This is a genomic window from Arsenicibacter sp. R0_47, assembly GCF_057652235.1.
The window spans coordinates 41,747-60,630 of sequence record NZ_JBYFCJ010000020.1 but is presented as its reverse complement, the minus strand read 5'-3'; the positions used below and the strand labels follow the sequence as shown (position 1 = coordinate 60,630).

The following is an 18,884-nucleotide window of genomic DNA, read 5'->3' as shown; positions in this document are numbered from 1 at the left end:
TTAGTACATAGGTTTTAAGTGGCACTACAGCTATTAATTATCCGGCTTCATCTAATGCCTGCCGGACGATGCCGCAGGCCAGGTGGATTTCGTCTTCCGTAATGGTCAGGGGGGGAGCGATCCGCATGGAGTTGTTGCAGAACAGGAACCAGTCTGTAATCACACCGGTTTGACCGGGCTGATTACCGTAGGCAATGGCCTGATCGATAACCGGTTTCAGGACCTCAAACGATTCCATTTCGGCTGCCATCATCAGGCCTTTTCCGCGGATTTCCCTGATTTTCGGATGCACCAGTAACGACCTGATCAACTGGCCTTTGGCTTCTGCCTGCTGGTGTAGCCCGTTGCTCAGAATGGTCTGAAGGGTAGCCAGTGAGGCAGCTGCCGACACAGGGTGACCACCGAACGTAGTAATATGGCCCAGAACCGGATTTTCTTTAAAGACACCCATAATCTCCGGCGAACTGATAAATGCCCCGATCGGCATACCACCGCCCATACCTTTGGCACACAGTAAGATGTCGGGTGTAATTGGCTTGCCGAATCCCTGAAAGGCCCAGAACGTGCCGGTCCGGCCGAAACCGGTCTGAATTTCGTCGAAAACCAGCAGGGCACCAACGTCGGTGCAGCGTTCCCGAACGGCCCGCAGATAGGCAGGATCAGGAACCCGCACACCGGCCTCACCCTGTACCACTTCCATGATCACCGCGGCAGTCCGGCTCGTAATGTGCTCGAGATGTGGCCAGTGCCCGTGCTGTATGTGCCGGATATCGGGAAGTAACGGCCGGAAATTGCGCTTGAAGTTTTCGTCACCCGATAACGACAGCGCTCCCTGCGTTGCCCCGTGGTAGGCATTGACGCAACTGATAATTTCTGTCCGGCCGGTATAGCGCTTGGCGAGTTTCATCGCGCCCTCGACGGCTTCGGTACCGGAATTGGTAAAATACACATTGCTCAGCGAGGCTGGTAACGTCTGGCTGAGCGCATGCGCGAGCTGAGTTTGCGGACTCTGGACATATTCCCCGTATACCATCAGGTGCAGGTAATGATCGAGCTGTTCCTGAATAGCGGCCAGTACATTCGGGTGCCGGTGACCGACATTGCTGACACCAATGCCGGAAATCAGATCAATATATGCCTGACCATTGTGGCCATGCAGGTAAACGCCTTCGGCCCGGTCAATTTCAAGGGCGAGCGGAAAATCGGATGTCTGGGCAACGTGCTGAAAAAACAGCTGCCGGTGGGTAATCTGCTGCAATGGAAAATAAAACTGGTCTGTTACAAAGGTACGGCTTTCACGTGGTTTTAAGTTCGTTCACCCCGCGAAAAGGGGCGCTGCGCCACTTATTCACTCTTCTGCTTTTCACTCTTTCGCCGCTGCGGCGGGCCGCTCTTTGACTTATGCGTGCCGGCAGGGGAGTGCGATCCGGAAGGTAGCACCTTTTCCTTCCTCGGAGTGTGCCGAAATCCGGCCGGTATGGTTTGCCACTATGCGCTGACAGAGGGCCAGACCGATGCCTGTTCCGTCGTATTTAGCCTTGCTGTGCAGACGCTGAAACAATCCGAAAATCTGCCGCGCATATTTGGGGTTAAAACCGATGCCGTTGTCCGTAACCTGTATGTCGCAGTATTCTTCGCCGTTGGCAGTATCAATACCTGTTTCACCGGTTTCCGGTAAGCCGGGTAAGATGGTTGAGCGGATGGTAATGACCGGAGCAATGCCGGTCTGGCTGAATTTGAGCGAGTTACTGATCAGATTATAAAAGAGCTGGTACATCTGCAGCGGCACTGCATCAATTGTACAAAGATCGCTGAACGTAACCTGGCCGCCTTTTTCGGCAATAAGCAGTTCGAGGTCGCTCATAACATCACGCACAGTCTGATTCAGATCAACCCGCTGCATGGGATGATCCTGCTGAGTCATGCGCGAAAAGTTCAGAATATCCTTAATCAGCAGCGACATACGGCTGGCAGATGCTTCCACCCGGTCCAGCAGCTGTCTGCCGGATTCACCGAGTTTATCTGCATATTCGGCCTGAAGTAAACTGCTGAATGACTGTATTTTACGCAGCGGTTCCTGCATATCGTGCGAGGCCACGTAGGCAAACCGCTCCAGTTCCTGATTGGATTGCTGAAGGTTTACGTTCAGTTTCCGTAACTGTTCGGTTCGTTGCTGTACCAGCCGTTCCAGTTCCTGTTCGGCCATTTTCTGAGCCGTTATGTCCTGTACGGTGCCGATGATCAGATACGGAATCCTGTCATCATTGAAGAATACGCGGCCTACTGAACGCACCACCCGTTCCTGACGGGTTTCCAGATGAACGATTGTGTATTCGTCTTCGTAGTACCCGCCGGCTTGTGGATCGAGCGTTTGTCTGGCTTTCTCAATAAACCGGTTACGGTCTTTAGGGTGTATGGCCATAACGCCGGCTTTAGGGTCGATACTGGCCTGTTCGAAGCCAAACCACTGCCGGAGCCGTTCCGAAAAATAGGCTTTCCGCTCCGGAATATTCACCCTCCATGTGCCCAGCTGAGCCGCTTCAATCGCCGTCCGGAGCTGTTCTTCTGCCTGACGGGTCTTGCGCCGGTTGTGCACCAGGTTCGTGACATCGACGGCCATGTTCAGAATCGCGTAAATTTCGCCCGATGTATTGCGGAGGGGTTTATACGTGAAGTTGAAATAAAAACTCTGCAGTTTACCGTCAACCACCAGATCGGCGCGGTCTTCTTCGGCCTGATAGGGAACGCCGGTTTCGTATACGCTCGCCAGCAGGTCATGAAACGGCTGGCCGTCCAGTTCCGGCAGGGCGTCGGCCAGTTTTTTGCCGATAACGTCAGCCTGTTTGCCCCACACTTTCAGCATCGCCTCGTTAGCCAGCTGAATAACCATGTCTTTACCCAGATATACGGCGGTAGCAATCGGGGCTTCATCGATGAGTGTTTTAAATCTCAATTCGCTTTCTGCCAGTTCTTTACGGGAGTTGACCTGTGTGGTAACCTCATAGGCGATTACCATAATTCCCCTGTTGGTCTGGCTGCTGTGGCTTAACGGAGAGTAAACAAAATTGAAGTAAGCTTCTTCAAGCTGATTATTCCGCATCAGAAACCCTCTGGAATTGGAGCCGTTGTATGCAATGCCGGTGTTATAAACCTCGGCCAGAATATCCGGAAATGGCTGGCCGATAAGTTCCGGTAATCCGGCCAGTAGCGGAAGGCCGATCACGGCGCGGGTTTTACCCCATAGCATTAACAGCATGTCGTTTGCCGACTCAATAACCAGTTGTTCACCCCGTAAAACGCCGACGGCAACGGGGGCCTGCTCGATCATGTTGACAAAACGCGTTTCGCTTTCGGCCAGCAGGTTCTTCGTGTTGATTTCTTCGGTTATGTCAATGGCTGTCCCGGCAAAGCGATACGGATTATGCTGACTGTCAAAATACACTTTCCCCTGACAACGAAGCCAGCGGAGTTTGTTGTCTTCAGCCCCGATGGTCCGGAAAACGCAGTAATAGATTCCGTCAGAAGCAGGGTTAAGGGCCTGCTTTACAGCGGTGTCTACTTTGTGCTGGTCCTGCGGATGAATATGCTTCAGTACCTCACTGTAGGTGATGGTATCGTGTTTTGAGAAACCGTAAAGTTGCTGGCAACGCTCGTCCCAGTGAATAACCTGATTGACAGGATCAAGATCCCATATGCCCATCCCGGCCGATTCAAGCGCAAAGCGCATTCGTTCTTCGTTATCGGTGTCGTAGCCTGCCTGTGCCATTTTGTGTTAATGTACCAAAAGGATAAAGCTACAAATACCCGGAATGTTTAAGTTTTTATAAACATAAAAAAGGAATAAAATCAGATTGAACGGGATGTTATATGAGGATATTGTTATTTGATGTCGGTTGGTGTTCAGGTAAGCTTTGTCATAAAAAGCCCCGGCCGAAGAATCTTCAGCCGGGGAGCTTATGGTAAACTATACGTCGAAAAGAAAAGTAATTCCTCAGTTTGTGACTAAAGCAGGCGCAAATTCCTGCCGCGTACCCTCATCCACATGGATAACATACGCTTTGCCGCCAGCCCGTTCGATGGCCTCCGCCACCTTTTCGGGCTGTTCGGGGGCATAGGCAAACATACAGCCGCCGCCGCCGGACCCGTTAATTTTACCCCCATACGCACCGGCTTCAAGGGCAGCGTCGAGCATGCGGTCAATTTTAGGCGTCGAGATGCGCTGGGCTTCCCGAAGGTTGGTCTGGTGGCGATACAGCAGTTGCCCGAACGCTTTATGGTCAAGTACCGGAGCCTGAATAATTGTCAGGGCCTCGCGCAGAATATCGCGGTTCTCAATATTGCCCGACAGCAATGTGAACTCATCGGCCGTAAACAGATTTTTAAATGGGGCCACCTCATCGGTGGTCGTAGTATGCAGGCTAAAATCCGGAATTTCGGTTCTCAGCCGGTCCATGATCCGGAGCATACCGCCTTTGACACGGCCCAGGATACCAATCGTATCTTTGGGTTCCGACGAGTCGCCGAGTACAAAGCTTCCCAGCGCCGGTCGCAGTGACTGTAGCTGAATGGCTGGCTGGCTGCTCAGGTAAATCAGGTTACCGACTGCCGTTGAATAATGATCCATCATGCCGCCCGGTTCACCGAATTCAAGCACTTCGGCCACGTAGGCAAGTTCCGCCAGCCGGGTAGGAGCCAGTTGCTGTGGCTGATCGGCCAGTTGGGTCAGCACATTCAGCCACGAAATCAGCAGGGCCGATGAGCTCGATGTACCGGCATTGATCGGAATATTCCCGTGAATTTCGCCCTGGATACCCTGACTAAACGTAAATCCCTCGCGACGCAGCACGTTGATGGCACTCCGGAAATAATCCCGGTCGTGCTGATAGACCAGCGGCGTATCGGTCAGGGCAAATGCCTCTTCGGCACCGATGTCCGGTAACCCCAGCCGGACCTGTTTGTCTGGTACAGACACGGCACTGATCTGCACGCGGCGCGAGATAGCGGCGGCAATCACCGGCAGGCCCAGGTAATCCTGATGCTCACCGAACAGGCAGATACGGCCGGGTGTCGAAACGGTTAAGGGTAAAGGCTGCATGAATGTCAGGTAATTAAACAAAGAGTAACGGGGGATAAGCCGGTTTTTTCAGGTTGAGTAAATCAGAAAGAAAACTTAATAAACGTCATTCAGGGCAAAGATCGTGGCGTTGGTTTTCCATTTGCCACGGGTGAAATCAGGGATTTCAATGGGCTTGCTGCCCTGCGCAATCGACTGTTCCGACAGCGGGCTGATGGCGCTCCAGACGGCTGCGTCATACACGTCAATCGGTGGTGCTACCTGATTTTTGACCGATTCAATAAATGCCCGCAGGACAAAGAAATCGATACCGCCGTGGCCGGCATTGGCCGCCGTTTCGGCGTGCTTTTTCCAGAGCGGGTGGTCATACTTATCCTGGTAGGCCGCGAACGGCTCCCATTGGTGCGGCTTCGGACTTTTGCCTTCGAGGTAAATCATGTCGTTGTCGTCCATCCAGATACCTTCCGTGCCCTGAGCGCGGAAACCAAGCGAATACGGGCGCGGTGAGTTGGTGTCGTGAATGATCATGATGTTTTCGCCGTTGGCGCACTGAAGCATGGTCGTTACAACATCGCCCAGTTTGAAATTTACTTTGGCGTTCGGGTGGTTGGCACCGCCCTTGTCAACCACGTATTTATGTAGCCCCCGCGATTTGGTGGCCATGCTGGTCAGGTAGGTAAAGCGGTTGCCCCGGTTGATATTGAGCCAGTGGGCAACGGGACCGAGACCGTGGGTTGGGTACAAATCGCCGTTGCGGTCGACCGAGTGCTGGGTACGCCAGTGGGCTTCGGAATAGCCTTTGGCTCCGAATTCAGCGCCCACACCGCCAATCGATTTACCGTCGTTGAACTTGATGTTCCGCAGATCGTGCTGATACCCGCAATGGGCATACAGCATTTCGCCGAACATACCCTGCCGGATCATGTTCAGGATTGCCATCACGTCACGGCGGTAGCAGACGTTTTCCAGAATCATGCAGTGTGACCCCGTTTTTTCAAACGTGTTCACCAGATCCCACGATTCTTTGAGGGTAACGGTTGCCGATACTTCGACAGCGGCATATTTCCCTGCCTTCATGGTTGCAACGGCCATCGGCACGTGCCATTCCCACGGGGTGGCAATCACAACGCCGTCGATATCATCCCGCTTCAGCATCTGCTGGAATGCCTCGTCTCCCTTTGTATAGGCTTCGGGCAGTTTCCGGCCGGCTTTTTCAATCATTTTGTTCGTCCGGCTGATGGCATCCGGATCCACATCGCAGATGGCCGTGATGTCGACATCATCGCGGTACAGCGCCTGGGCAACGTGACTGCGGCCCCGTGCACCAACACCGATAAATGCCAGACGCACGCGCTGCAACGGCGCTTTGACCGGAGAGGCGGCGACCGGTGAGAGCAGTGACGGCATAAACGGGGTTGCGGCACCAGTCAGGGCGGCCGTTTTCAGAAAAGTTCGACGGGACGTAAAGGACATATTGCGTAGTGCTTAAAACCGGTAAAGGACAGTTCAGGTTAGGCATAACCCGATTTCGAACGAAAGTTACCCCGCTTGCCAGCCAAAAACAACCCGCAAACGAAGGTAAGAGGCGACATTTTCCGAATTTCTTTTGCACAAACGTTTGCACAACTGCATGCAAACGTTTGTGCAGAATCGCAGAAAATACAGGATTTATTCAGGCTTCGGGATGAAGGTCGGCTGAGTCACTCACAGATACAAAAAACAGAAGAATTTTCAAAATGGTACTAAAGAAATATTTTTTGTATTTTTCGTTGACGTGAGTCCAATTATTTAGAATTATTAGAAAAATACAATTGAACTGACTTTTTGAGGAATCTATGGTATTTAACCAATAATTGCCCTAATTATCCCGAAAAATGTAGGACGAAATAAAGAACTTTTGCATTTTTCGAATTGGATCGGTGCAAAAGTATTGCTTTAAAAAAAGCTGTGAGCATACCTTTGTCACGGAAAAATTAAATAATCCATTATGAAAACGATCCAATTATCCGCAGCTGCTCTGATCGCAGCATTTACCCTGGCAACGGCCACAACCGCCTCTGCTTTTGATGGTGCTATTATGGGTAAAGTTACAGTTGTGAAATCTGAATCAAAGAAGTTTCAGTTGCACATTCCTAAGACAATGACGCAAGGCAGCGGTGCTGTTCAGGTTTCATTGATCGACACAGACGGTACAATGTTGTTCTCAGGCACGGTAATCGACCGTACGCAAAAAGGTGTTCCTTTCGACGTAGCGTCTCTGCCGGACGGTAAATACTTCCTGACAACAAGCACGAACACATGGTGGTCATCACAAGAGCTGAATATCCGTGACAACGCCCTGTCAATCGACGATACAAAGCTGACGCAGATTGCCCGTCCTACTATTTCTACATACGCTAAAAACAAACTGCAGGTAACAATCCCGACCGTTAACGTTGAATCAACAAACGTAGCGATCTACAACCAGAACGATGAACTGGTATTCGTGGAAGAAGTTGCCGGTAATGTTAGCCGTCTTGATCTGAATGGTCTGCCACAAGGTGCTTATACCCTGACAGTAGGTTCAGATGTAAAACGTTTCGCCGAACAAATCAAGGTAGAAAAATAAGAGATGGGGTCAGCGCTCGTATGTCGGCCCCCTTTCTTCTCCCTTTTCCTTTGGTTGAGAAGATAAAACGCCCGGATTCGTGATCGATCCCGGGCGTTTTTTTATTGAGTGATTGAGTGGCCGCTTTGCGGCAATTGGTGATTGAGTGAGGCTTATACCGGTGCTTCGGCGGGGATGACGCCGAGTGCTTTGCCGACTTTTGTGAAGGCGGCGACGGCTTTCTGCAGGTGCTCCGGCTCGTGACCGGCCGAAACCTGTACCCGGATGCGGGCCTTGCCTTTCGGCACAACCGGGTAGAAAAACCCGATGACGTAAATACCTTCTTCCAGTAAGCGCGCGGCAAACTGCTGGGCTAGCGGCGCATCGTACAACATGATCGGCACAATCGGGTGCTCACCCGGAATAATATCGAACCCGGCTGCCGTCATAGCCTCCCGGAAATACCGTGTGTTGGTTTCCAGTTTATCGCGCAGGGCCGTTGACTCCTCCAGAATATCCAGCACTGCCAGCGAGGCGCCGACAATCGACGGAGCCAGGGTGTTCGAGAACAGATACGGGCGTGACCGCTGCCGCAGCATCTCCACAATTTCCTTACGGGCTGCCGTAAACCCGCCCGAGGCACCACCCAGCGCTTTCCCGTAGGTGCCGGTAATGATGTCGATCCGGCCGAACACGTTTTTCAGTTCCGGTGTACCACGACCGGTTTTGCCCATAAATCCGCTGGCATGGCATTCGTCAACCATCACCAGGGCTTCGTATTTATCGGCGAGATCGCAGATTTTGTCGAGCTGAGCAATCGTACCGTCCATTGAAAACACCCCGTCGGTCACGATCAGTTTACGGCGGCAACCCGATGCGGCCTGCAGCTGTGCTTCCAGATCGGCCATGTCGTTGTTTTTATACCGGAATCGTTTGGCTTTACACAACCGGATACCGTCGATGATTGACGCGTGGTTGAGTTCATCCGAAATAATGGCATCTTCCTCGCCCAGCAGCGGTTCAAATACGCCACCGTTGGCATCAAACGCCGCCGCATACAGAATGCAGTCTTCGGCACCGACAAAGGCGGCAGTACGGCGTTCGAGTTCCTTGTGAATATCCTGCGTACCGCAGATAAACCGGACCGACGACATACCGAAACCGTGGGTATCCAGCGTTTTGTGCGCGGCTTCGATTACGGCCGGATGCGACGACAGGCCAAGGTAGTTGTTGGCGCAGAAGTTAATCACTTCACGGCCATCCTGAATGGCAATCGCGGCCGACTGTGGTGTAACAATGATGCGCTCGGCTTTATAGAGGCCGGCCTCCTGTAAGGCGTCAAGCTCCTGACGCAATTCGTTTTTCAGATTTCCGTACATGGCGGTTGATTTATGCGGTTTGTTGATAAAATGCGGTCAGTTGATGGATCATTTCGCGGGTCATGCGCGGCAGATCGAACGCCGGTTGCCAGCCCCAGTCACGCCGGGCAATCGAATCATCGATTGACTTTGGCCACGAATCGGCAATCTGCTGCCGGAAATCCGGTTTGTAGTCGGTCTTGAAATCCGGGAAATGCCGCTGAATTTCAGCAGTCAGCTGTGCCGGTGTGAAGCTCATACCTGCCAGGTTGTATGATGTCCGGACCTGGATCCGGTCGGCAGGGGCATCCATCAGTTCAAGCGTTGCCCGGATGGCGTCATCCATATAAATCATCGGCAGGAGCGTGTCCTGATCCAGGAAGCAGGTAAAGTTTTCACCTTTTACGGCCTCGTGGAAGATGGCTACTGCATAGTCGGTGGTGCCGCCGCCTGGCATGGACTGGTAGCTGATCACGCCCGGATACCGCAGCGACCGGATGTCCAGCCCGTAACGTTTGTGGTAGTACAACTGCCAGTTTTCGGCGGCAACCTTGCTGATGCCATACACCGTTGCCGGATCGAGCGAGGCTGTCTGCGGTGTTTCGTATTTCGGTGCCTGATCGCCGAACGCAGCAATGGAGCTGGGTACAAACACCTTGTCGAGGCTGAAGGTGCGGGCCACTTCCAGGACGTTCAGCAGTGTCTGCATGTTCAGGTTCCAGGTCGCAATCGGATCAGTTTCGCCCTTTGCCGACAGCACGGCGGCGAGGTGGTAGATCTGGGTAACGCCGTGCGTCTGCACGATTGCGGCCAGATCGTCGGCACGGGTAGCGTCCAGCTGTACGAAGCGATGCCCGCCGGAGGCGGGTTTGCGGAGATCAGCACCAATGACCTGATCCGCACCGAAACGGTGTTGAAGTTCGGGAAGGAGGGCTGTTCCGATTTGCCCGTTTGCACCAATGATTAAAACGGTTTCCTGTTTCATAACGGCCTTTTGTTAAGGACTTCCGGAAGCATTAATCGCCGGAAGAGTTGTTTAGCGAAGCAATTATTGATGAAGTAATTTTATTGGCAAATCTATAAATGAAAGATAAAAAGATGGAATGTTGTTAAAGAATCAGTTAATATTGTGGTTTAGTGATTTATTTGTAGATAAAATATCTTATTCACTATTTCAGAAGTGAACGGTTAAAGAAAAAATTTCTTCATGGAGCCGATTGACGAAATTGACAAGACGATTCTGCGGCTGCTGCAGCAGGATGCCAAGCTGACGACCAAAGAAGTGGCGGCCCAGCTAAGCCTGACATTATCGCCGGTTTACGAACGGATAAAGCGGCTGGAAAACCTTGGCTACATCCGGCAATATGTGGCAATTCTGGACAAAACCAGGCTCGGCCGGTCGATCACTACGTTTTGCCAGGTGTCGATGCGGTACCACGATAAGGCATTTATCGAAAAGTTTGAAGAAGAGGTGCAGAAACTGGAGGAGGTGCAGGAGTGCTACCACATGGCGGGTCAGGTTGACTTTCTGCTGAAAATAAACATCAGCAGTCTGGACGAATACCACGATTTTGTGAAAAATAAACTGTCTCAGATTGAAAATATCGGTATCCTGAACAGCACCTTTGTGTTAAAGGAAATTAAGCACGAACTTGGTTACCGGGTGTAACGCATGGATAAACGATGAAAGAAGCCGTAACGATCAAGGAAATTGCCCGCCGGTTAGCGATCTCACCGTCGACGGTTTCGCGTGCGTTGCAGGATCACCCGCGGATCAGCATCGCCACCCGGCAGGCTGTCAGGGCGCTGGCAGAAGAACTGAAATACCTGCCCAGTACGACAGCCCGTAACCTGCGGCAGGGAAAAACGGGGATAATCGGGGTAGTGGTACCCGAAATCCGCGAAAACTTCTTTTCGGAGGTACTCAACGGGGTCGAAGAAATTGCTTTCGACCGGAATTATACGGTTGCACTCTACCAGTCGCATGATCGCTATGACCGCGAAAAGCAGATTCTGGACGTACTGGCCGCGCAGCGGGTCGACGGCGTGCTGCTGTCGGTAGCCAAGGAGTCGCGGCGGTTTGAGCACATTCAGCGCCTGATTGATTTACAGATTCCGGTGGTTCTGTTCGACCGGATACCGCCCGATATTGAGACGCATCAGGTGAGCTGCGATATGGAAAAGGGTGCGTATGATGCTATCAAATGGCTGGCCGGCCGGGGCCACCGCCGGATTGCCTTGCTCAACGGCCCGCATCCGCTGGTGGCCAGTGAGGAGCGCTACAGGGGGTATATCAAGGCTTTGCTCGAAGAAGGCTTGCCGGTTGAAAATGCGCTGATCAAGCGGGTGGATCTGACCCGTGCGGACATTCATCAGAAAATGAGCCAATTGCTGGCCCTGCCGGAACCGCCCGATGCGGTGCTGGCCTTCAACGATTACGTGGCGCTCGATGCCATGCAGGTCTGCCGGATGCAGGGCCTGCGGATGAATCAGGATATTGTGTTTGTGAGTTTTGCCAACCTCCCCCTGAATGCCTACCTCGAACAGCCGCCGATGGCGTCGGTAGAACAGCATCCGTTCCAGATCGGGCAGACGGCCGCTGCCATCCTGATGTCGGTGTTACAGGAGAAGGAGCCGGTGTCTGACTGGAAGCAGGTTATGCTTGAACCCCGGCTTGTTTTACACAACGGGCATGTATAGCGGAATGATATTCCGCTGAACTGTGGACCGGCCTGGCGGAATGTCATTCCGCTATACATGTAGTAAATCCTGCCAAAAATGATCAATTTTGCGCCCTGATAACTTAATTGGAACGATGGCAAAAGTTGTGCTCATTACCGGCGCGTCGACCGGCCTGGGTGAAAGCATTGGCAATCACCTGGTGCAGAAAGGGTATATCGTGTACGGCACTTCGCGGAATATTGAAGGCCAGAAAAAGGCGTTTAAAACGCTGAACATGGATGTCAGCAATGAAGAAAGCGTTGGGCGCGGCATTGAGCGGGTACTGGCCGAACAGGGTCAGATCGACGTACTGATCAACAATGCCGGTCTGGGTATTGCCGGTCCGGTGGAGTCGTTGTTGACCGATGACATAGCCCGTGTGCTGGATACCAACGTGATCGGGGCGGTACGCACCATTCAGGCCGTTCTGCCGCACATGCGTGACCGCCGGGCGGGCCTCATCATAAACATCAGTTCAATTGCGGCCGAGGCCGGGCTGCCGTATCGCGGGGCCTACAGCGCCAGCAAAGCGGCACTCGACCGGATTACCGAAGCGCTGCGGCTGGAACTGGCTCCGTTCGGTGTACAGGCCTGTACCGTCCAGCCCGGCGGTGTCCGTACTGACATTAACAAAAACCGACTGAAGGTGCAGTTACCCGGCACGAGTGTCTACAAAAAAACATTCGAGCGGACCTACGAGCTGATAGACGAAAGTGTGAGTCAGGGCCTGGCCCCGGAGCTGTTTGGTGAATTAATTGAAAAAATCATAAACACCCCGCAGGTAGATCGTCTGTACCGCCTTGGCAAACCGCTGGAAAAGTTTTCGGTCATCCTGAAACGGATTTTACCCGTCGCCACATACGAAAAAATGATCCGCAAGCATTACGACATGTAACACAACCGTAGGGGTCACCCCACGTGGTGACCCAAAGCCAGGAGGTGCAGTGACCCAACTGAACATAGAACCCCACGTGGTGACCCAAAGCCACGAGGAGCAGTGACCCAACTGAACATAGAACCCCACGTGGTGACCCGAACCCATGTAGAACGGTGACCCAACCGAGCGAGTGCAATCACCCAACCCACCTGGAACGGAGCCCCAACCCCAAACACATACAGTATGAAAGTCAGTGGATTCACCATTATCCGGAATGCCCTGAAATACGATTATCCGATTGTCGAAGCCATCCGGTCAATTCTGCCGGTTTGCGATGAAGTGGTGGTCGCCGTCGGAAATTCGGAGGATGGTACCCGCGAGCTGGTAGCCGGCCTGAGCCCTAAAATCCGCATTATTGACACCATCTGGGACGATAGTCTGCGGGAAGGCGGACGGGTGCTGGCGGTGGAAACCGACAAGGCCCTGGCCGCCATTTCGCCCGATGCCGACTGGGCCTTTTACATTCAGGGCGATGAGGTAATCCACGAAAAGTACCTGCCCGTGGTCAGGCAGGCCATGGAGCAGTACCTGAACCAGCCCGAAGTAGAGGGGCTGCTGTTTAACTACCTGCATTTTTACGGGTCGTACCGCTACGTGGGCGATTCCCGCCGCTGGTACCGCCGCGAAATCCGTGTGATCCGGCCGACGGGCAATGTCGTAGCCTACCGCGATGCGCAGGGCTTCCGGACAGTTGAGAACAAAAAGCTGCATGTCAAACTCATCGATGCCTGGGTTTACCATTATGGCTGGGTGAAACCGCCGGATAAACAGAAAGCCAAGCTCCGTGATTTCGGCCGGTTGTGGAATGACGACACGAAAATGGACGGTGTGCTTGAACGGGCCGAGACATTCGACTATTCCGGTATTGATGCCCTGGCGCTGTTCAAAGACACGCATCCCGCCGTCATGCAGGAACGCGTCGACCGCATGAACTGGCTGTTCGACTTCGACATTAAGCAGAAAAAATATTCGCCTAAAAACCGGCTTCTGATGGCTATCCAGCGCTGGACGGGCTGGCGCGTCGGCGAATACCGGAACTACAAACTGCTGCGCTAAACATAGACGACCTGGTATTTTTTGCCGGGCAGCGCCCTGATGATACCCTGAAATTCGAGATTGAGCAGGAGAGAAGCCAGGCGACCCATCGGAATCTGACTTTTCCAGCTGAGGTCGTCAATGTGCAGGTCGTTTTGCTGCCGGAGCAGGGCAACAACCTGGCTTTCTTCCTCCGTAAACTGATGCGACAGCAGGCTGGCGGTTGATTTACCCGTCCGGCCGGCCTGTTCCGGCTGATCCCAGTTCATGGCCGTAATCAGGTCGTCGGGACTGGTATAAATCCGGGCTTTGTTCTCGCGGATCAGTTTGTTGCAGCCCAGGGAGAATGTCTGATTCAGCTGCCCCGGCACCGCAAAAACCTCTCTGTGGTAGTTATTCGCGTATTCGGCCGTAATCAGGCTCCCGCTTTTGGCCGCCGACTCAACCACAACAACCATGTCGCTGAGACCGGCAATAATCCGGTTACGGGCCGGAAATAACCGCGCGTCGGGCTTGATGCCAGGCCGGTTTTCAGTCAGCAAACCACCTTGAATAAGCATTTCCTGGGCCGTTTTCTGGTGCACAGACGGGTAAATCACATCCAGCCCGCTGGCCATGACACCAATGGTTGGCAGCTGACCGGCGAGGCTGGCGCGGTGGGCAATGATGTCGATACCGTAGGCCAGCCCGCTGATGATGCTGACCCCGTACGGTTTCATACCCTGCACAATGTCTTCCGTAACCCGGCGGCCGTAGTCTGTTGCCTGCCGTGTACCGACCAGGGCGAGTGTCCGGCGCGCGTTGAGGTCGGCCGTGCCCTGCGCATAGAGCATTACCGGTGCGTCGTACAGGTCTTTGAGGCGTTTGGGATAGGCTTCGTCGGTATAAAATAAGGCCCTTGCCTCCATCCGGTCTAGTTTCTGCACTGTTTTTTCGGCCTCCTGGCGGACGGGTGTATGCAGGACGGCATGCGCCGTAGCGGGCCCGATGCCCGGTATTTTCTGTAATCTGGCCGGAGTGCTCCGGAATACATCCTGCGCCGAGCCGCAGTAGCTGATTAACTGACGGATCAGGATGTCGCCGATGCCCGGCACAAGCGTTAACGCAATCTGGTGGAGTTTTTCGTCGGTCACAGGCTTATTATTAAGAATTCGTGTAATGAACACGTACCAATGTTACATTGGCTTCACTTGTGACGGTAAAACCCGTTAAATGGACACGGTATCTTTATGTTTCATTCATATTGAAGTAATCTCCGGAGTAGAATTTTGCAGGTGATTCAGGTAATCATCTATCTACTCTACATGTACAATACCAACCTTCTTAAAGTATCAGCCGTTGTCTTAAGCGTAACGGCTTTCTTCGCCTGTTCAACGGATGAGCCGTCGAACGGGGTAAATTCAAACATTGTTTTCAAGGCGCATTCCGTCAATCCGTCGCTGGTTAAAACAATGACGGGCTTTGAGAGCCTTGAGGTACTGCCGCTGATCAGCTCAGACGACAAACTGGAACAGTCGCCGAACTTTGTGTACGGTGGCCAGCCCGACGGTGCCGGTCTGATGAAAGACCCGGCTAGTGACGGCTACATTTTCGTGACCAACCACGAATACCTGCGGTCAGCATCACGCGTTTACCTCGACAAAACGCTGAAACCGGTAAAAGGGGAGTACATCGTCAACTACGAAGGCGGAGTTTGGCGGCTTTGTTCGGCTACCCTCGCAACGCCTGACGTGCACGGCTTTGGCCCTGTTTTTCTGACTGCCGGAGAGAGTGGTGCCGAGTCGATGGTGCATGCGATCAGTCCGGTGGGTGCTGCCGAGGTGAAAAACAAAGACCGTGTATTGCCTGCGCTCGGCAAGGCGTCGATGGAAAATGCCGTACCGCTGCCGAAAGATGCCTTTGCCGGTAAAACGGTGATTATCATCGGTGAAGATGATTCAAACGGTCAGCTGCTGGCGTATGTTTCGAACACCGTGGGTGATCTGCAGAATGGTAAACTTTACTTCCTGCGTCAGAAAAGCCAGGACCCTGTTGAGACAAACATGAAAGTCGGCCAGTCGTACGACGTTGAGTTCGTGGAAGTCGATAATGCGAAAACCCTGACGGGTGCGCAGATCGCTTCGTTGTCGGTGGAGAAAAAAGCCATTCAGTTTGCCCGTGTCGAAGATGTGGATTACCGCAAGGGCGGCGGGGCTAACAGCCGCGAGGTTTACTTTACCGCAACCGGTGTTGCGGCTGCTCAGAAAGACCCGATTGCCGGTAAAACCATGTGGGGGCGTGTGTACAAGCTGGTGCTGGACGCCGCCAATCCGCTGGCGGGTAAGCTGACACCGGTCATCGACGGTGAGGTTGATCCGGGCAACAGCATTGTGAACCCGGATAACCTGTGCGTAACCGAAAATTACGTTTACATTCAGGAAGACGGCGACTCGTTCTATCTGGACAACAAACACGATGGCCGCATCTGGCAGTTCAATATCGCAACCGGTCAGAACAAAGCGATGATCGAAATGAATCACCGCCGGACAGATGCTACGTTTAACGCGAAGTATAACTCCGTAAATACGAACCTGCTGAGCTCATGGGAGTATGGTGCGATGCTCGATATTTCAGACATCGTCGGCGTGCCGAATACGTTCATGATCAACCTGCACCCGCACACCTGGCGTGACATGAAATACAGCAATGCCGATGGCAGCTCCGTGAGCAAGGCAACCAGTCTGTCTGATGCCGCAACAGGCGCTTATGCCGAAGGTGGTCAGACTATTATCGTTCGAGGCATTCCCCGCTAATCCAATTTAACTGAAAACCGGCCCCTCATGCCTGTGTGTGAGGGGCTTCTTTTGTTAATCCTATGAAGCAGAACGGATTGGTGTTAGCGGGTATAAGTCTGGTCGCCCTGCTGACGGTCGGTTTTCTGAGCATCCGGCAAGCCGGACAACTGCTGTTCAGGCCAACAGAACAGTTGAAAGGGCAGGTTACCCGGCAGCTCGACAGCCTCGATGCGCGGATCGAAAAGACCTTATTACTGCCCGCCGCACAGGGAGCCGCGCCCGAAGAGTTGCGCCGGGCATTTCTGGCCTGCCGTAAACTGTACAAAGGCATTGAGCCCTTCTCGGAATACTTTTTTCCGGCAACGTCGCGCTTAATCAACGGACCGCCTTTGCCTGAGATCGAAGCGGAAGAAAACAAGGCATTTGAGCCGGAAGGGTTTCAGGTCATTGAAGAACTACTTTACCCTGAAGTTGATACGACGCAGCGGGAGATGCTGACCGCAGAAATCCGGAAACTGCGCCGTGAAGTAGCCCGTTGCCGGCAGTTGTGGGCGGTGACCACAGTGACCGATGCCCACGTGTTTGATGCCCTGCGGTTGCAGGTATTCCGTATCATGACACTGGGGATCAGTGGATTTGATACGCCGCTGTGTCAGACCGCTATTCCGGAAGCGGCTGTGAGTATGCAGCATATCCGGCAATACCTGCATGGCTATGCAAAAACGCTGCCCGCAGGCGATACCTTGATTCGTCAGCTTGAGGCGGCAGTGGCGTACCTGAACCAGCATCCGGATTTTAATTCGTTTGACCGTGCCAGGTTCATCCGGCAATATGCCAATCCGGTATCGGAGCAGTTGCTGGCCTTGCAGCAAAAACTGTCGGTGCCGGTGCTGACCGATCGGCGGCCGTTACGGTCCTCGGCTGCTACCTTATTTGCGGTCGGGGCTTTTGATGCCGACGCTTATGCCACCACCGCCGATGCGCGTATGAATCCGGCCAAAGTCGAGCTGGGGCGTAAACTGTTTTTCGACCCCGTTCTGTCGGCCAATAAACAGCGGTCGTGTGCCGGTTGCCATCAGCCCGACCGCGCCTTTACCGATGGGTTAGCCAAAAATACAACCCTGACGGGCAACGGGCTTGTGGCCCGAAACACGCCGACATTGCTGAATGCGGCGTTGCAGGCGGGGCAGTTTTACGACATGCGGACGCCGACGCTCGAAAGCCAGTCGTTCGATGTGGTGCACAATACCGGCGAAATGAACGGCTCGCTGCGACAGGTAGCCGCTGACTTACAGCGTTCACCGGAATACGTAGCGTTGTTCAAAAAAGCCTTTCCGGCCCATCGGGGGGCCATTGAGCCGGCGCAGATTCAGAATGCACTTGCCGGTTATGAGCGGACGCTGTTGTCGTTCAACAGCCGGTTTGATCACTACATGCGGGGGAATGACCGGGCGCTGTCGGCCGAAGAAATTTACGGGTTCAACCTGTTTATGGGCAAAGCTAAATGCGGAATCTGCCATTTTATGCCGCTGTTTAACGGAACTGTGCCGCCGGGCTTTACAAAAACCGAGTCGGAAGTGATCGGCGTACCGGCCGGTGCGGATAACAAAACGCTGGATACCGACATCGGGCGGTATGCATACGTAAAGGTCGGACCCTTAAAACATGCGTTTAAAACGCCGACGCTCCGGCATATCGGACAAACCGCTCCCTACATGCACAACGGCATTTACCGGACGCTGGAGCAGGTCGTTGATTTCTACGACAAAGGGGGCGGGACCGGACTGGGGTTTGAACTGGACAATCAGACATTACCCGCAGAACCGCTGAAGCTGAGCCTGGGCGAGAAAAAGGCATTAATCGCTTTCCTGAAAGCGCTTTAAGGCTTCGGCCGGGAATTGTCCGGAGGAGGCCCGGCGGCAGTAACCTCTTTGGGTTGAGAGCCATCCGGCAATGAATTACGCAGCTCTTCCAGAAACTTCTTGATGTTGACCAGCTTGTTAATCATCTGTTTGTTCTCGTCATGGCGGGTGTTTTTGGTCCGGAGATGGGCTTTAACGGCCGCCAGCTTCATGCCTTTTTCGGTGGTCAGATGGATGATTTCGGCGATGTGGTCAATGTCGCTCTGGGAGTACATCCGCTCGCCGGAGCGGTTTTTCTGTGGTTTTAAACTCGGAAATTCTTTTTCATAGTAGCGCAGTTTCGAGGCATTAACTCCAAACTGTTCGGCTACTTCCTGAATGCCAAAAAAACGTTTCCCGGACGAATCCATACTAAATCAAGGGGGAATTATGCAATTGCTTGCCGGTGAGCAAGGATTGTTTCGTATCAAACGATGAAAATAACGTAAATTTGCGACAAAGATGCCGGACCGACAGACATTATGCGACAGACTCGT

General features: G+C 53.2%; 15 protein-coding genes. 7 read left to right on the top strand and 8 right to left on the bottom strand.

The features are described from left to right. Window positions 1-37 precede the first annotated feature (37 nt). The 4 genes from AC23NW_RS25295 to AC23NW_RS25280 form a co-directional block, all read right to left on the bottom strand. Window positions 38-1,249, bottom strand: a complete 1,212-nt coding sequence (locus tag AC23NW_RS25295) for an aspartate aminotransferase family protein (protein WP_487453038.1) — start codon at window positions 1,247-1,249, stop codon at window positions 38-40. Between the two features lie 150 nt (window positions 1,250-1,399). Next, entirely contained in the window at window positions 1,400-3,766 is a 2,367-nt protein-coding gene (locus AC23NW_RS25290; protein WP_487452959.1) for a PAS domain-containing sensor histidine kinase, read from the bottom strand. Between the two features lie 225 nt (window positions 3,767-3,991). Further along, window positions 3,992-5,095, bottom strand: coding sequence for a mevalonate kinase family protein (locus AC23NW_RS25285; protein WP_487452957.1), 1,104 nt, complete (start codon window positions 5,093-5,095; stop codon window positions 3,992-3,994). A 75-nt stretch (window positions 5,096-5,170) separates the two neighbouring features. Then, a complete protein-coding gene (locus tag AC23NW_RS25280; protein WP_487452955.1) occupies window positions 5,171-6,547 on the bottom strand; it encodes a Gfo/Idh/MocA family protein in 1,377 nt (458 codons plus the stop codon). A gap of 514 nt (window positions 6,548-7,061) precedes the next feature. On the opposite strand from AC23NW_RS25280, the gene AC23NW_RS25275 reads away from it, so the two are divergent. Then, complete coding sequence (locus AC23NW_RS25275) at window positions 7,062-7,682, top strand: T9SS type A sorting domain-containing protein (RefSeq protein WP_293833269.1); 621 nt, start codon at window positions 7,062-7,064, stop codon at window positions 7,680-7,682. 152 nt (window positions 7,683-7,834) lie between these two features. On the opposite strand, the gene kbl is transcribed toward AC23NW_RS25275, so the two are convergent. Together kbl and AC23NW_RS25265 are read right to left on the bottom strand one after the other, a co-directional pair. Continuing rightward, window positions 7,835-9,040: a glycine C-acetyltransferase gene (kbl, locus tag AC23NW_RS25270; protein WP_487452953.1), complete on the bottom strand. Its 1,206-nt coding sequence runs from the start codon at window positions 9,038-9,040 to the stop codon at window positions 7,835-7,837. Between the two features lie 10 nt (window positions 9,041-9,050). Beyond that, complete coding sequence (locus tag AC23NW_RS25265; protein ID WP_293833272.1) at window positions 9,051-10,004, bottom strand: NAD-dependent epimerase/dehydratase family protein; 954 nt, start codon at window positions 10,002-10,004, stop codon at window positions 9,051-9,053. A 222-nt stretch (window positions 10,005-10,226) separates the two neighbouring features. Here AC23NW_RS25265 and AC23NW_RS25260 point away from each other — a divergent pair, with 222 nt between their 5' ends. The 4 genes from AC23NW_RS25260 (at window position 10,227) to AC23NW_RS25245 (ending at window position 13,733) form a co-directional block, all read left to right on the top strand. Then, window positions 10,227-10,688 carry an Lrp/AsnC family transcriptional regulator gene (locus AC23NW_RS25260; RefSeq protein WP_293833273.1) on the top strand — a complete coding sequence of 154 codons (462 nt, stop codon included), beginning with the start codon at window positions 10,227-10,229 and terminating at the stop codon, window positions 10,686-10,688. A 14-nt stretch (window positions 10,689-10,702) separates the two neighbouring features. Next, on the top strand, window positions 10,703-11,719 hold the full coding sequence (locus AC23NW_RS25255) for a LacI family DNA-binding transcriptional regulator (RefSeq protein WP_487452951.1): 1,017 nt from the start codon (window positions 10,703-10,705) through the stop codon (window positions 11,717-11,719). A gap of 115 nt (window positions 11,720-11,834) precedes the next feature. Continuing rightward, entirely contained in the window at window positions 11,835-12,635 is an 801-nt protein-coding gene (locus AC23NW_RS25250) for an SDR family oxidoreductase (RefSeq protein ID WP_487452950.1), read from the top strand. A gap of 225 nt (window positions 12,636-12,860) precedes the next feature. After that, entirely contained in the window at window positions 12,861-13,733 is an 873-nt protein-coding gene (locus AC23NW_RS25245) for a glycosyltransferase family 2 protein (protein WP_487452948.1), read from the top strand. Here AC23NW_RS25245 and dprA read toward each other — a convergent pair. Then, window positions 13,730-14,845: a DNA-processing protein DprA gene (gene dprA, locus AC23NW_RS25240; protein WP_487452947.1), complete on the bottom strand. Its 1,116-nt coding sequence runs from the start codon at window positions 14,843-14,845 to the stop codon at window positions 13,730-13,732. The two genes, AC23NW_RS25245 and dprA, sit on opposite strands and share 4 nt — an antisense overlap. A gap of 171 nt (window positions 14,846-15,016) precedes the next feature. Here dprA and AC23NW_RS25235 point away from each other — a divergent pair, with 171 nt between their 5' ends. Together AC23NW_RS25235 and AC23NW_RS25230 are read left to right on the top strand one after the other, a co-directional pair. Continuing rightward, entirely contained in the window at window positions 15,017-16,504 is a 1,488-nt protein-coding gene (locus tag AC23NW_RS25235; RefSeq protein WP_487452945.1) for a PhoX family protein, read from the top strand. Between the two features lie 62 nt (window positions 16,505-16,566). Beyond that, window positions 16,567-18,369 carry a cytochrome-c peroxidase gene (locus AC23NW_RS25230; protein WP_487452944.1) on the top strand — a complete coding sequence of 601 codons (1,803 nt, stop codon included), beginning with the start codon at window positions 16,567-16,569 and terminating at the stop codon, window positions 18,367-18,369. Here AC23NW_RS25230 and AC23NW_RS25225 read toward each other — a convergent pair. Beyond that, on the bottom strand, window positions 18,366-18,758 hold the full coding sequence (locus tag AC23NW_RS25225) for a MerR family transcriptional regulator (protein ID WP_487452942.1): 393 nt from the start codon (window positions 18,756-18,758) through the stop codon (window positions 18,366-18,368). The genes AC23NW_RS25230 and AC23NW_RS25225 overlap by 4 nt on opposite strands. Window positions 18,759-18,884 lie beyond the last annotated feature (126 nt).

Coding starts and splice junctions, on each gene's coding strand:
- AC23NW_RS25290 (WP_487452959.1), bottom strand. CDS start 3,766: ATGGCACAGGCAGGCTACGACACCGATAACGAAGAACGAATGCGCTTT.
- AC23NW_RS25285 (WP_487452957.1), bottom strand. CDS start 5,095: ATGCAGCCTTTACCCTTAACCGTTTCGACACCCGGCCGTATCTGCCTG.
- AC23NW_RS25280 (WP_487452955.1), bottom strand. CDS start 6,547: ATGTCCTTTACGTCCCGTCGAACTTTTCTGAAAACGGCCGCCCTGACT.
- AC23NW_RS25275 (WP_293833269.1), top strand. CDS start 7,062: ATGAAAACGATCCAATTATCCGCAGCTGCTCTGATCGCAGCATTTACC.
- kbl (WP_487452953.1), bottom strand. CDS start 9,040: ATGTACGGAAATCTGAAAAACGAATTGCGTCAGGAGCTTGACGCCTTA.
- AC23NW_RS25265 (WP_293833272.1), bottom strand. CDS start 10,004: ATGAAACAGGAAACCGTTTTAATCATTGGTGCAAACGGGCAAATCGGA.
- AC23NW_RS25260 (WP_293833273.1), top strand. CDS start 10,227: ATGGAGCCGATTGACGAAATTGACAAGACGATTCTGCGGCTGCTGCAG.
- AC23NW_RS25255 (WP_487452951.1), top strand. CDS start 10,703: ATGAAAGAAGCCGTAACGATCAAGGAAATTGCCCGCCGGTTAGCGATC.
- AC23NW_RS25250 (WP_487452950.1), top strand. CDS start 11,835: ATGGCAAAAGTTGTGCTCATTACCGGCGCGTCGACCGGCCTGGGTGAA.
- AC23NW_RS25245 (WP_487452948.1), top strand. CDS start 12,861: ATGAAAGTCAGTGGATTCACCATTATCCGGAATGCCCTGAAATACGAT.
- AC23NW_RS25235 (WP_487452945.1), top strand. CDS start 15,017: ATGTACAATACCAACCTTCTTAAAGTATCAGCCGTTGTCTTAAGCGTA.
- AC23NW_RS25230 (WP_487452944.1), top strand. CDS start 16,567: ATGAAGCAGAACGGATTGGTGTTAGCGGGTATAAGTCTGGTCGCCCTG.
- AC23NW_RS25225 (WP_487452942.1), bottom strand. CDS start 18,758: ATGGATTCGTCCGGGAAACGTTTTTTTGGCATTCAGGAAGTAGCCGAA.